We start from the raw sequence: 12,462 nt of genomic DNA on the forward strand, positions 1-12,462 counted from the left end.
GGAGTCAGTTATGACCGCGCTTCCCTCAAGATACTCTGCTAGATTCGCTCATGTGTAATTCATTGGGCTGTTGAGCATATATTAAAAGTAATCCAAACAATCCAATGGTCTCATCCCAGCACTTCGACCTTGTCTATTTTACATGAGTCCTGAGGGCTCAAAGTCTTCTTCGATGTGATCGCCTAATTCCTTAAATTGTCCTAATCTCAGGTAATTAATATCAATTCTTTGTACAACGATTAAATTTGAACAAGAATCATCTTGAAAAATTCAGAATATGCCAAAATGAGAGCAATCTGACTCTATTTCGCAGGTTTCCCTACCGATTCAGCGAGTATCCCAAGCACCATGGAATGGCACATCACAGACGCCCAAAGCTTATCCATTATTGACCAAGAGGTCGGAGAACATTCCTTTTCCCCTGCAGAATACGAAATTGTGCGTCGTGTGATTTACGAAACTGCTGATTTTGACTATCGCAATCTGATTCGTTTTTCCGATCGCGCTCTTCAGGCTGGAGCCGCTGCCCTTGCTGCCCGCAGCACTATTGTTGTCGATGTACCGATGGTACAAGTTGGCGTTGTTAGTAATTTACAAAAGACTTTTGCAAACCCCGTTTATTGCAGCTCCGAAACGTTAACTCGCCCTCAAAAAGGAAAAACGAGAACAGCATGGGGCATTGAAACCCTTGCAAAGCGCTACCCTGAAGCTATTTTTGTCGTTGGGCAATCCCAAACTTCTCTATCAAGCCTCGTTTCTTTGATCAATGCAGAGGAAATTCGGCCTGCTTTGGTGATTATTACTCCTGCAAATTTCTTGACTGGGGATGAGTTTCGTTTGCAACTTCATGATTCCTCAATTCCCTACATCTATATCAATGGTCGCAAAGGGAGTTGTGTTGTTGCTGTGGCGATTACAAACGCTTTAATTGATTTGTCTTGGCAAGCCTATGGACAAGACATGACAGCAACGCCATAACACCTGGTTTTCTGCTAAATTCAAAGCCTCAGCTCTATCTTTAGATAGAGAAATACTCTTGGTTGTTTACAAAACGTTGCAATTCCTCGGGGACTTTTGTTACGTTAAGTATCGACTGGTTGACCAGAACGCAGCTATACACATCTCATCTCAACTGGGAGTTTTATCATCATGGAAAATCAAGACAGCAAATTTGGTTTCAGTCTCTTCGCTGAAAACTGGAATGGCCGCCTCGCAATGCTCGGTTTCGTTATTGGTATTTTGACTGAAGTTTTAACTGGTAAGGGAATTCTTGCTCAGTTGGGCTTAATGTAATCGTTTCAAAGACTTTATAACGCTATGAGGTCATATTGTAAATAATGGTATTTCAAGAGGGTGATCGCCCTCTTTTTTTGTGCGTAAAAGTTTTGATTGGATTTATAGGAAATTGTATTCGACAGAAAAGTATACGCCGTCTTCTTGGAGAGTATTGCCCGTCGTCTCGAGGTCGTTTAATGGAATACCCCAATCGATGCGGGCATTGAGGTCATCCCCAACGAGGAGCCGTAAGCCGACACCTACTGACCAGAGCTGATTGGTTGTTACCGTAGCTTCATTGTCGTCGTGATTCCAGACGGAGCCAAAATCAAGGAAAGGTGTCAGTTCAAGGGTCGTATCCCAGTTGGGGATGGTGGCGATCGCCTTACGGAGTTCCACAGAGGCAAACACGCCATTGTCAGCGAGGAGGGCATCCTGTCTATAGCCCCGCACACTGGCTGCCCCACCAATACTAAATTGCTCTAAAGGAACTAGAGGCTCCCCTGCAAATTGGACATCACCTCGCACCAATAAAGTCGTATCCGGCGCTAGCAAACGTAAATACTGGCTTTGACCCCGCCAAGATAAAAACTGACTATCAGGCTCGTTGCCACTATTGATCGTTGCGTTAAAAACATCAACACCTACATTGAATTGAGAACGCAGCGCAAAAACTTGTCGGTCATTACGCTTGGTATATTCCTGTACGAAACGTAGGGCTGATACTTTTGTGATGCCATCGTCATTTGCGCCGTTAGACAATGGGAAACCAATATCACCCAAAATAAAAGTCTGAGAATTTTGGTGGGTGAAATTTAACCCTAGGGCAATTTCTTCCGTTGGGGTTTGCCGGACTGGCTGACGAAAGCTTACTTCGTAGAGTTGCGATTCAGAGACGATATCAATCAGAGTAAAGGGATCTTCGATAATGCTGCTGTCGGTGCGGCTATGGCGGAAGCCGAGGGTGCCATTGCGGGCATTGATTGGAAAGGTATAACCGAGGTTATCTAGAGAATCGCTGCCTTCTGTGTTGATGTAGGAAAAATTGAGGCGATCACCAAATCCGAGTAAATTGCGGTGGGTAAAGCCGACTTGACGACGAACGGAACCAACACTTGGTGATCGTTGGTTATCGATACGGGCGATCGCATTGAAAGCATCCGCCTCAACAACGGTCACATCTAAAATACTAGACCCTGGACGAATCCCAGCGGCCAGCTCAACTGATAAATTCTGAATTAACGGATCAAGCTGTAAAACCTGTAAATCCTCTAAAAGGCGATCGCGATTAACGGGTGTCTTGGCGGCGATCGCCAAACGATTACGCACATAACCAGGACGCAACCGTTGCAAACCACTGATGTTAATTTCTTCGACTGATCCTTCGATAACCTGAATCTCTACAACATCATTCTCCAAAGTTTGTGGTGGGATGTAAGCCCCAGAGGTGATGTAGCCAGCTTCAACATATTTTTGAGTGATTGCTTCTTGCGCTTGAAGTAACTGCGCAAATGAAATCGGCTCGCCTGTAAATTCAGCTAAGAGTTCATCAAATTCTTCTGACTCAAAGACTGTGCTGCCAACAACGCGAAATTTTTGTACAACAATTGTTTCTGGGACATCAAAAGCATCTGTGTCTGGCGAGCTACTTGGCGTATCTAGCTCAGGTAAAAGTTCATCTAAGGGAGGGAGTGACTCTCTTAACTCCGGTTCTGGCAGCCTTTCCTGTTCATTTAAGTTGGTTTGTGCTAGGACTGTTTGTCCTAGTATCAGCCCTCCACAAATGATTAGGAGAGAAAAAACGCCGCGCTTATAGGGGGCAAGATCATGGAAATGTCGATAGGAAAGAACCATAAAAGCCACTCGTGCGTTTTCTAAATAACAAGGTTATATTTTTCTTTCACATCCTATATAAGATTTCCGTGTAAACCAACTTTTTTTACAAAAATGCAGCAGGAATACCTGTCCAATAATCATTTACGGATGCCTAAATGAATATCTAATGACAAAGCCACCCACATAAATTGCAGATGGCTTCAATCATTAAAAAGATTTGAGAATCAAAAAATAGTAGTATTTTGCCTCAGATTATCTTTAGTCTAGACTGCTGATCCAACACCAGCGTAAGCGCCGTAGAAAAAGATACCGACAACAGCGATAACGCCCATACCAGCAACAACTGCAACGATCCACAGGGGAATTCTTCCGCCTTCAGACATGGAAACAACCTCCGATTAATAACGACTGAATAAATGGGTAATACTAAAACTTCTAACCAAATAAGATTTAGTTAAAGAAGTAACTCGAGAAAAGGATACCGAGTACAGCGATGAGGAGTAGACCTAAGTACAAAGAAGTACGGTTTAGCTCAACGGGCTGTCGGTTGGGATTTTGCTTTCTTTCCATTGACAATACCTATCGTTGAATGAACTGCATAGCGGCGATCGCTCCGACGAAGAAAGTCGAAGGAACAGCGAGGGTGTGAACTGCCAACCAACGGACAGTAAAAATGGGGTAGGAAATAGGTTGATTATTTGGGCCGGTTGTCATGATTTAAAACCTTGCAAAATAGAGTAAAAACAGTAATTAAAACTTACTTATTAAAATCAGAAATTTCGTTAACCGCATCGTAGCGATCAGTGACGATCGGAATTTCTTGGCGACTGTCCGTGAAATATTGGTCAGGACGGGGTGTGCCAAAAGCATCGTAAGCCAAGCCAGTACTTACAAATAACCAACCTGCAATGAACAACATTGGGATTGTAATACTGTGAATTACCCAGTAACGAATACTGGTGACGATGTCAGAAAACGGGCGTTCTCCGGTAGTACCTGCCATGCGAGTTCTCCTCTAGTGTTTGATGAAAAAAATATTGTTAAATAAGCTAGCCTATATCATAAAAAATGAACAGGCATTACCACAACCAGAAAGTGGGAATCAAGCCGCTTTAGTGGAATTATCGTACCGTAAAATCACCCCTTGTTGACCAAGGATGAAGCCTTTTTCTTCATTCAAAAAGACGACACGATAGAAATTTGTGGGGACATCTTCGATCTCAGCATCGCGAAACCAAGTTTCTCCACCATCTTCACTGACAACTAAGCTACCACTACCGCCGACAGCCCAAAGTTCATCAGGAGTGCGGTAACCAATGTGTAATAAGCCAACGCTATTACGGTATTGAGGGGTTATTGCATCGCCCCAAGCTTCTGCATTGTCAGGGTTAGTGCTATCGCTAAATTGAACAACACCACCACGAGCGAGCAACCAGAGATGATCATTACCATCGAAACCCATACTCTGTAGTCGACGTGAAGAGTTGCGGTTATGGGGTGTCCATTCGCTATCGCCAGGGGACCATGTGGAGTAGAAGTTACCACGGGCAGATACTGCAACGTATTTGCCATCGTCGGAACGTTCAATGGTTCTCGCGACGCCTACTGCGCCTTCAACAAGGGCTTTCCAGTGTTTGCCGCCATCGGTTGTTTTGTAGATTGCACCTAGGTCTGTAACCATCTCAGCGGTATTAGGGGCAAGGGCTGTGATGTTGTAAGGCGCGCCAGGCAGCTTATTGCTAAGGGCGATGCGTGACCAGTTTGCACCACCGTCATTGGTGTGGAGCAGAATGGATGGACGACCTGTAATCCAGCCTTCTTCGCCATTAAAACTTACGCCAGTGAAGCTTTCTTTTTCTTCGCCGAGATTAATAATGCGTTCTTCCCATGTTTCTCCACCATCGGTTGTTTCAAATAGGGTTTCTTTTGTGCCGACGAGCCAACCGTGGTTGAGGTCATCGGTAAAGGCGATGTTTGCAAAGGTGGCATCTGTGTCAAGGTCGATTTCTTGCCAAGGATTTTCACTAACCATGGTTGGTGCTTCGACGCAACCCATACATAGGGACAAGACGGCGATCGCCAAAATGATGGTTCGTAAGGGTTTAAATAATTTTGAAAATAAAGACATAGGTTAAAGGGTTAAAGCAGTAAAAATAATGGGGATGTGTTGAGGCAATGGGATGCGACAACAGCAAACTGTCTATTAATCCAAGCCGTACAAACTGAGGAAAAAGAGAATAAATAGCCCTAATGTTCCAAAGATTATGAGATTTTTTTGGTTTGAGCTCATGGTATTGAAGCCGAAGCCATATTTAAGATTTTCTTCAAAACCTGATGGGGCATCCGCAGCACCAATGTTGCGGAACTGGCTTTTATCGACGCTACATACGGGACAATTCCAGATGAGAGGCAAGTCTTCAAATGCCGTGCCTGGCTCGGTTTTCGTCCGGCTTTCGCCCTGGGTAGGGTTATAAATGTAACCGCAACTGGGGCATTCGTAGCTGGCGGGGGCGAGTTCAGCTAATGTCTTTTCTATCGGGCGATCGCTCATCGTTCGGTGGGGGGTGAACTTGCTAATCAATATTTAGGGAATATGAAAAATTATGACACAAACTGTAAACTTTCTTTAAATCGACGCGGCGATCGCTCCTTTCTCTTCATCAAACGAAGCCAAATTTGATTCTTTTGGGGTGGCAATCTAACTCGCAGGTTAGATTGAAGGCCGCTACAGGCAAAAGGCTATACTTTGATTAATTTGTAAGATAGCAGCCTTATTTTGGCGTCAACTTGCTATCTCTTTTTTAGACTTTCGCATGGCAGATTCATTTAACCTCACGTTGCAAATTATCATTGCGGTTTTTGCCGGGATTTCCGCGCAAGTGCTAGGCGAATTCCTGAAGGTTCCTGGTATTGTTCTGCTTTTGATTTTTGGGATTACCCTCGGTGTTGACGGCTTTGCGGTATTGCATCCCAGTGAATTTGGGGCTGGTTTAGAGGTCTTAGTTTCCCTCGCCGTTGCGATTATTTTGTTTGAAGGGGGATTAAATCTCCGTCTCAAAGAATTGAGTGAGGTGTCCGGTAGCCTCCGAAATCTCGTGACTTTTGGTACGTTAATTACTTTGGCTGGCGGTGGTATCGCAGCCCACTATCTCGCGGAATTTCCTTGGGCGATCGCCTTCCTATATGCCGCATTGGTAGTCGTTACTGGCCCGACTGTCGTGGGACCATTATTAAAACAAGTTGCCGTTGAAAAGAAAGTTGCCACATTACTTGAAGGCGAAGGTGTACTAATTGATCCGGTGGGAGCCATCCTCGCCGTTGTGGTGCTAGATACCATTTTGAATGTTGACGCTGGACTCCTCGAAATTGCCAGTGGTTTGATGGTGCGTCTCGGGATTGGTACCTTAATCGGTGCTATAGGTGGTTGGTTACTGGGTCAGTTCATTCGATTAACCACTTTTCTATCTGAAGATCTAAAGAATTTATTGGTTTTAGCGAGTACTTGGGGACTTTTTGGTTTTGCCCAGTACATTAGCCGAGAGTCTGGTTTGATGGCTGTCGTGGTTGCAGGGATTGTATTACGCACCCTCTCACTGCCAGAAGAACGTCTCTTACTGCGATTTAAAGGTCAATTAACGATTCTTTGTGTATCGGTTCTATTTATTTTGTTGGCCGCAGATTTATCGTTAGCAAGTATCGTTGCCTTGGGCTGGGGAAGTTTTTTGGCGGTGGCCGCATTAATGTTTGTGGTGCGGCCAATCAGTGTTGCGCTTTGCACTGCAAATAGCGATTTGAACTGGCGCCAAAAGTTTTTCGTTGCATGGGTTGCACCGAGAGGGATTGTCTCTGCTTCTATCGCATCTTTGTTCGCAATTATTTTGACGGAACAAGGATTTAACGGTGGTGCTTCAATTAAAGCATTGGTCTTTCTGACAATTTTGATGACGGTATTTATTCAGGGTTTAACAGCCAAGTGGATGGCGCGACAATTACAAATTACGTCTTCGAGTGCGAAGGGTGCTGTAATTGTTGGTTCCAATCCCTTGAGCCGGGTTGTGGCAAGGATTTTCCAAGACCAAGGGGAATCCGTCGTTATTGTTGATACGGATGCCAAAGCTTGTGAGGAAGCGAAGGCTCAGAAATTAGAGGTGTACCAAAGTAGTGCTCTAAATGCTGAGGTTTTAGAAGAGATTGGGATTAGCTCAATGGGAACGTTTTTATCTCTAACGAGCAATGGCGAAGTGAATTTAGTGCTCGCACAGCGTGCTGTAGAAGAGTTTCAGCCGCCTAGGGTTGTGGCGTTTTTTGAAGAAGGTGACGGAAATAATGCGATCGCCAACACCTCAAAAATCGATCGGGCATTTACTAGTGGTTTTTCCGTTAAAACTTGGAACCAATACATTCGTGATCAGCAAGTGAAATTGGGTAAATCAACAATTGGAGAAACCGAAAAAGCTGAAAAGAAAACATTTTATTTTCAATCACTCATCGATTCAGGCGAATTATTGCCTTTATTGATTAGGCGGGAAGATACTTTGATGGTGATGCGATCGCTGGATGAGTTGCAGACGGCGGATGAGTTGATTTATTTGCTCCATGATCCGCGTCCTCAGCTCCTAAAACGTCTTTCTGGTGGAATGCAATCTTCAAGGTTGGTTTTAGAAGAATTGCCGGAAGTCGAAAATTTTAAACATCAATTGACTCCCGAATCCTCTTCAGAGTCGGAAGAGAACAGCTAAAATAAAGGCACGTAAAATACCAATGTTGGGGCGATCGCCCTGTGATGGAAATTAATTCTATTTAAGAACTGAGTTTCGTAAACGCGTTTAATACCTATAAAACTATGACTCAAGCGACTACTACTCCCGGCATTCAACTGACTGACACTGCCTTACAACACGTCTTAGCACTGCGTGAACAACAAGGCAAAGATCTCTGGCTCCGTGTCGGTGTACGTCAAGGCGGCTGCTCTGGCATGTCCTATATGATGGATTTTGACTCTCCTGAGAGTGTTAATGAGCATGATGATGTGTTTGACTATGCCGATGGTTTTAAGATCATCTGCGATAAGAAAAGCCTGCTCTATCTCTATGGCATGGTGCTCGACTACAGCACAGCGATGATTGGTGGTGGTTTTCAATTCACAAACCCTAATGCAAACCAAACCTGTGGTTGCGGTAAATCCTTTGGGGTTTAATTTTGGTTTAATAGAGAGTCGCGATTGTAATGGCTAGTTTTTTGCAGGCGATCGCGATTTCTATTTAATATTCCGCATATTTGGTTATGACTGAACTCACTATTGAACAGCGTTTTGAAAAAGGCTTTGAACGTTACGATGCAGGGGAAGCTCCTGAAGTTTTATTGCCTGAATTTTTAGAGATTTGTCGTCTCGATCCGAAAAATGCCGCAGCTTGGAGTTGTGTCGCATGGTTGCATCTTTTAAGGGATAAGCCAGATCTTGCGCTCCCTGCAGCCCAACGTAGTGTGAAGATTGATCACCGTAATCCCCAAGCCCATGTCAATTTGGCGATCGCTTTACTTAGCACTGGCGGTAAAGGAGTACGCAAGCATATTGAGCTCGTGCAAAAGGTGATGGACTTTAGCGATGAAGTGAAGGTTGATATTAACGAAAATATTGAAGATGGTCTAAAGCGCAAGCCAGATTGGAAGGAATTACAGAAAGTGAAAAAGTGGCTTTCTGAGTAAGCTCTCCAACAACTTTTACTCTGAACTTAATTTAAGATTATGACTGGGACAAAGTACTATTTTGTCGGTTTAAATGCAGATCAGTTTCGTCATCCCCTTGACCGTGAAGCGACGAATAATTTGCGGCAATTGCCGGGGTTAGATCTGTTAATCCGTTCGGTGCTGGGTTCTACTGCTGAACAGGTGTTCCAGTTTAATAATCTTGCGTCGAGTATTCTGGTGGGCGATCGCCAACTGCCTCACCTCCATAATCTTCTAAAAGAAGCCTGCGACATTCTAGATCTTGAGGCACCAGACTTATATATCCAGCAAAATCCTGTTCCCAATGCTTACACCTTTGCGATGCGTGGAGAAAAGCCATTTATGGTGATTCACACTTCCTTGGTGGAGATGTTGGATGACAAAGAAATTCAGGCGGTAATGGCGCATGAGTTAGGTCATCTCAAATGCGAGCACGGCGTGTATCTAACCATGGCAAATTTGTTGGTTTTAGCAACGAATGCTCTTCCCATTTGGGGAACTCTGGCAGCGCAATCCATGCAAGAACAAATGATGTCTTGGCTGCGTTGCGCTGAATTGAGTTGCGATCGCGCGGCATTTCTAGTGAGTCAAGATCCGAGAATCATTATGTCAGTATTGATGAAGTTGGCGGGCGGTTCGCCGAGTCTTGCACCATTACTCAATCTCGATGCGTTTATGGAGCAGGCAAAAACTTATGAAACCCTGAGTCACAGTCAACTGGGTAAATTATTGCAAGAAAATCAGAGTGCTCAGCTGACTCACCCAGTTCCGGTAATTCGCGCTCAAGCAATTCGGGAGTGGTCTGGTTCCCAAGAATATTCCAACTTGCTTCTGATGAAGGATTCAGGTTATAGTAGCAAAGGTTTACCCAAGGGCGGATGGCGGAATTGGTAGACGCACCACACTCAAAATGTGGCGACTTCGGTCGTGGGGGTTCAAGTCCCCCTCTGCCCATAAAATTTAACTTGATAGAAGCTCTCGGTTTTAAATAAAATCGAGATTTTTTGTTTTTGTCGGAGTTTAGATGATCGCCAATAACTAACCTCTTGTTTTATTCGTGCGCAATGTCTTTGTGAGTAGTTTGCGATAGAGAATTTTTCCGTTATGGCGACGGTCAACAGGCATTTTTCTAATGAACGTGAGTTCGGGATAAGAACAATAGGAAAAAAGTCTCTCCCAATCTGGGTTTGAGGCTTCTTGTTCTCTATTGAGCAGTGATTATTTTATGCAATATCCTACTGATTGAGCTCAATCAATACGATATTTTCAATAAAAATGCTTTGTTGCGAATCAGCAAATAGATGAAATTCCAAACAAACTCTTGATTTACAGGAGTTTCAGGCTAAGTTGTCGGGATTTCATCCCAACTCCTTAACCCGAACTCACGTTATTTATTTATCATTACCACATAAGACATTACTAAATGCGCTTTCTGTGGATGGACTGGTGTCTGTATCTACTGCTTTAACACTATAGCACCAGCGAGATCCATTACTTGGGTTTGTCGTTTCTAAGTCAGGAGAGGTTGAATTAGCTGTATGGAGATCAGTACTAGATGGAACACAATCAGCACCTGCTTCAGTACATCTATAAACATCATAGCGGTCTGCTTCGGCTACACTATTCCAAGAAATTTCAGGCTTATAGTCTTTTCGTGAACCTGAGTCTGTAAGGTCTATGGAGAGTACTGGAGCCTCAACTTCAACTCCGTTGAACCACCAGACTATATTAATAGAAGTATCACAAGGTAAACTGACTGTATTGCTTCCTTGAACACCGACAAAGCTTCCTGTGCTATTTTCCTGAACTTCAAACAGAATTTCATATCCTGCTCCTAAATTTTGCTTTTCGGAAGTTACTGTAGAAAATTTACTAGCAGTTACTCCACTTAACAACGTCTGGCGAAAATCCGGATCATCTGTAAAGACAAAAGATGGAGAAGAGCCTTTACCAAATGGCACGAGATTTAGCGTGCAACTTCCTGCCTGTGGTGTTGTACATTGCTTTGTACTAAAGTTACTCGCTTGTGTATCATCCTTTGCACGAACAGCATAACAATAGCGCTTGGCTGGTCCTGGTTCGTTATTTTCATCGTAATCTGATACTACCGAACTAGAAATACTTAAATCAGTAGCTGCGTCATCCAGAACTGTTGTTCCGGAGGATGGTTCACACTCAGTACCATCATCAGTCGTACATCGGCGAAGTTCATATCTTGTTGCTCCAGGCACTTCATCCCAAGTAATGTCCTGTGGTTCAACTGCTGAGGTATCAAAGTTAACAAAAGAGATATTCCAGCTAGTGTTGATCGTTTGACCAACCACTGCCGCACCACACTTGGTATTGCTTCCCGTAATGCTGGAGTGTCCTAAGGAGTTCGTAACGATAACTCCATAACAAAATCTTTCTCCGTCATTAGGTGTTTCAGTTTCTGTCCAAGGAACTTTTTCGTCGAAAGCAGCGCTAGTTAAAGCAACAAAATCATCAACAATAGTATAGGTCGTGGGGTCATTAACATCGATACTGCATGAGCTTTGACCTGTTAAAGCGGTGCATCGATAAATTTGATATTGGGTTGCAGTAAAGTCTTGTGTCCATGAAACGGTTGGGACAGTTTCATCAGTAACTATTAGATCTGCCGATGCAACGTCGCTTGGAGCTGCAGATGGAGCAACAATTGTGCAGACTGCTTCACTCTCCTGACTTGATGCGGCGCCACTATTCGTAACACCGTAATAACACGATCTTTCACCTCCAACTGCTGTTGTTGTGTCAAGCTGAGAAGTCGGCGACGTCACACTTATATTGAGGGGAGTTAAAATAGCATCGGAGAAGGGACAGGCGAGCGCTGTATTAGTGGTTGTACACTCATAAATCGAGTAGGATGTTGCCCCGATAATTGGGTCCCATGTGATAGTCGGCTCAAGAGCTGTATCCGGAGTGAATGACAGGACTGGTGGGTCAACTGTTGGCGTTACGCTACGGGAGATCGTTGCGCTACTTACTTCTACAACTTCGGAAGATGAGACTTCTCCAAATAGTGCAACTGTAGTCCTATATATATCGTTACCATTACTAGCTTGCTGACTTTCAATACAGGCTTGAAATCCTCCTAAATTTACTGGAATGAAATTAGAAGAGGAGCAAGTGAATGTTGAGTCTCTATCTGTTAATCCGTCTACTAGTACTTGCCAATTTCCTGAATCAACTTTACGCCTTAAAACGTTTGGTCCTAACCATGGTTCATTAGAGGCTACTGAGTCCAGATAATATTCGATCGTATGACCTGATGTGTCGTTAATATTTTCGTAATAGGTCAGTATTAAAGTATCGTTGCTTACGTTAGTTTGCTTTAGACCTGCAACTCGAGACCTTTTAATATCATCGTTGATGTAGTCGATCGCCCGATTAAGTTGATTTTTGAGATCAGTTTTTGTTGCGGAGCTTTTGCTTCGGCCAAGTACTGCAACCATTCCAGCTCCTAATCCTACAATTACAATGCCGCTTAAGGCGATCGCCACTAGAAGTTCGATCAATGTAAAGCCTTTACTTCTATCGGACTTAATTAACGATGCGAAGTAATTTGAGAAAGTATTCATAGTTTTTAAATCTAGATAGATAGTC

Annotated in this window: 14 protein-coding genes and 1 tRNA gene; 7 read left to right on the plus strand and 8 right to left on the minus strand. The window is 43.7% G+C overall.

The features are described from left to right. Positions 1–348: 348 nt before the first annotated feature. Complete coding sequence (locus LEPTO7376_RS14195) at positions 349–978, plus strand: precorrin-8X methylmutase (protein ID WP_015134855.1); 630 nt, start codon at positions 349–351, stop codon at positions 976–978. Between the two features lie 171 nt (positions 979–1,149). Then, positions 1,150–1,293 (plus strand): high intensity light-inducible lhc-like protein, encoded by a 144-nt coding sequence (locus LEPTO7376_RS14200; protein WP_015134856.1) that lies wholly within the window; start codon positions 1,150–1,152, stop codon positions 1,291–1,293. Positions 1,294–1,395: 102 nt separating this feature from the next. On the opposite strand, the gene LEPTO7376_RS14205 is transcribed toward LEPTO7376_RS14200, so the two are convergent. The 7 genes from LEPTO7376_RS14205 to LEPTO7376_RS14225 form a co-directional block, all read right to left on the minus strand. Beyond that, positions 1,396–3,129 (minus strand): ShlB/FhaC/HecB family hemolysin secretion/activation protein, encoded by a 1,734-nt coding sequence (locus LEPTO7376_RS14205; protein WP_015134857.1) that lies wholly within the window; start codon positions 3,127–3,129, stop codon positions 1,396–1,398. 245 nt (positions 3,130–3,374) lie between these two features. Then, positions 3,375–3,494 carry a photosystem II reaction center protein J gene (locus LEPTO7376_RS14210; RefSeq protein WP_015134858.1) on the minus strand — a complete coding sequence of 40 codons (120 nt, stop codon included), beginning with the start codon at positions 3,492–3,494 and terminating at the stop codon, positions 3,375–3,377. 67 nt (positions 3,495–3,561) lie between these two features. Next, entirely contained in the window at positions 3,562–3,681 is a 120-nt protein-coding gene (locus LEPTO7376_RS24855) for a photosystem II reaction center protein L (RefSeq protein WP_015134859.1), read from the minus strand. Positions 3,682–3,690: 9 nt separating this feature from the next. Continuing rightward, entirely contained in the window at positions 3,691–3,825 is a 135-nt protein-coding gene (gene psbF, locus LEPTO7376_RS24860) for a cytochrome b559 subunit beta (protein WP_015134860.1), read from the minus strand. A gap of 43 nt (positions 3,826–3,868) precedes the next feature. Continuing rightward, a complete protein-coding gene (gene psbE / locus LEPTO7376_RS14215; protein ID WP_015134861.1) occupies positions 3,869–4,114 on the minus strand; it encodes a cytochrome b559 subunit alpha in 246 nt (81 codons plus the stop codon). Positions 4,115–4,213: 99 nt separating this feature from the next. After that, positions 4,214–5,239 carry a photosynthesis system II assembly factor Ycf48 gene (locus tag LEPTO7376_RS14220; protein ID WP_015134862.1) on the minus strand — a complete coding sequence of 342 codons (1,026 nt, stop codon included), beginning with the start codon at positions 5,237–5,239 and terminating at the stop codon, positions 4,214–4,216. A gap of 75 nt (positions 5,240–5,314) precedes the next feature. Next, positions 5,315–5,662 carry a rubredoxin gene (locus LEPTO7376_RS14225; RefSeq protein WP_015134863.1) on the minus strand — a complete coding sequence of 116 codons (348 nt, stop codon included), beginning with the start codon at positions 5,660–5,662 and terminating at the stop codon, positions 5,315–5,317. Between the two features lie 262 nt (positions 5,663–5,924). Here LEPTO7376_RS14225 and LEPTO7376_RS14230 point away from each other — a divergent pair, with 262 nt between their 5' ends. The 5 genes from LEPTO7376_RS14230 to LEPTO7376_RS14245 all read left to right on the plus strand — a co-directional run bounded on the left by LEPTO7376_RS14230 (position 5,925) and on the right by LEPTO7376_RS14245 (position 9,792). After that, positions 5,925–7,850, plus strand: a complete 1,926-nt coding sequence (locus tag LEPTO7376_RS14230) for a sodium:proton antiporter (protein ID WP_015134864.1) — start codon at positions 5,925–5,927, stop codon at positions 7,848–7,850. A gap of 104 nt (positions 7,851–7,954) precedes the next feature. Continuing rightward, positions 7,955–8,308, plus strand: coding sequence for an iron-sulfur cluster assembly accessory protein (locus LEPTO7376_RS14235; protein WP_015134865.1), 354 nt, complete (start codon positions 7,955–7,957; stop codon positions 8,306–8,308). An 86-nt stretch (positions 8,309–8,394) separates the two neighbouring features. Then, on the plus strand, positions 8,395–8,817 hold the full coding sequence (locus LEPTO7376_RS14240) for a M48 family metallopeptidase (RefSeq protein ID WP_015134866.1): 423 nt from the start codon (positions 8,395–8,397) through the stop codon (positions 8,815–8,817). A 39-nt stretch (positions 8,818–8,856) separates the two neighbouring features. Then, positions 8,857–9,732: a M48 family metallopeptidase gene (locus tag LEPTO7376_RS24865; RefSeq protein ID WP_015134867.1), complete on the plus strand. Its 876-nt coding sequence runs from the start codon at positions 8,857–8,859 to the stop codon at positions 9,730–9,732. Continuing rightward, positions 9,711–9,792, plus strand: a tRNA-Leu gene (locus tag LEPTO7376_RS14245). The genes LEPTO7376_RS24865 and LEPTO7376_RS14245 overlap by 22 nt, the downstream gene beginning before the upstream one ends. Before the next feature lie 437 nt (positions 9,793–10,229). Here the strand turns inward: LEPTO7376_RS14245 and LEPTO7376_RS14250 are convergent. Beyond that, positions 10,230–12,437 (minus strand): prepilin-type N-terminal cleavage/methylation domain-containing protein, encoded by a 2,208-nt coding sequence (locus LEPTO7376_RS14250; RefSeq protein ID WP_015134868.1) that lies wholly within the window; start codon positions 12,435–12,437, stop codon positions 10,230–10,232. Positions 12,438–12,462: the final 25 nt, after the last annotated feature.

The sequence above is a fragment of the [Leptolyngbya] sp. PCC 7376 genome (assembly GCF_000316605.1).
Lineage (GTDB): Bacteria > Cyanobacteriota > Cyanobacteriia > Cyanobacteriales > MRBY01 > MRBY01.

Coding starts and splice junctions, on each gene's coding strand:
- LEPTO7376_RS14195 (WP_015134855.1), top strand. CDS start 349: ATGGAATGGCACATCACAGACGCCCAAAGCTTATCCATTATTGACCAA.
- LEPTO7376_RS14200 (WP_015134856.1), top strand. CDS start 1,150: ATGGAAAATCAAGACAGCAAATTTGGTTTCAGTCTCTTCGCTGAAAAC.
- LEPTO7376_RS14205 (WP_015134857.1), bottom strand. CDS start 3,129: ATGGTTCTTTCCTATCGACATTTCCATGATCTTGCCCCCTATAAGCGC.
- LEPTO7376_RS14210 (WP_015134858.1), bottom strand. CDS start 3,494: ATGTCTGAAGGCGGAAGAATTCCCCTGTGGATCGTTGCAGTTGTTGCT.
- LEPTO7376_RS24855 (WP_015134859.1), bottom strand. CDS start 3,681: ATGGAAAGAAAGCAAAATCCCAACCGACAGCCCGTTGAGCTAAACCGT.
- psbF (WP_015134860.1), bottom strand. CDS start 3,825: ATGACAACCGGCCCAAATAATCAACCTATTTCCTACCCCATTTTTACT.
- psbE (WP_015134861.1), bottom strand. CDS start 4,114: ATGGCAGGTACTACCGGAGAACGCCCGTTTTCTGACATCGTCACCAGT.
- LEPTO7376_RS14220 (WP_015134862.1), bottom strand. CDS start 5,239: ATGTCTTTATTTTCAAAATTATTTAAACCCTTACGAACCATCATTTTG.
- LEPTO7376_RS14225 (WP_015134863.1), bottom strand. CDS start 5,662: ATGAGCGATCGCCCGATAGAAAAGACATTAGCTGAACTCGCCCCCGCC.
- LEPTO7376_RS14230 (WP_015134864.1), top strand. CDS start 5,925: ATGGCAGATTCATTTAACCTCACGTTGCAAATTATCATTGCGGTTTTT.
- LEPTO7376_RS14235 (WP_015134865.1), top strand. CDS start 7,955: ATGACTCAAGCGACTACTACTCCCGGCATTCAACTGACTGACACTGCC.
- LEPTO7376_RS14240 (WP_015134866.1), top strand. CDS start 8,395: ATGACTGAACTCACTATTGAACAGCGTTTTGAAAAAGGCTTTGAACGT.
- LEPTO7376_RS24865 (WP_015134867.1), top strand. CDS start 8,857: ATGACTGGGACAAAGTACTATTTTGTCGGTTTAAATGCAGATCAGTTT.
- LEPTO7376_RS14250 (WP_015134868.1), bottom strand. CDS start 12,437: ATGAATACTTTCTCAAATTACTTCGCATCGTTAATTAAGTCCGATAGA.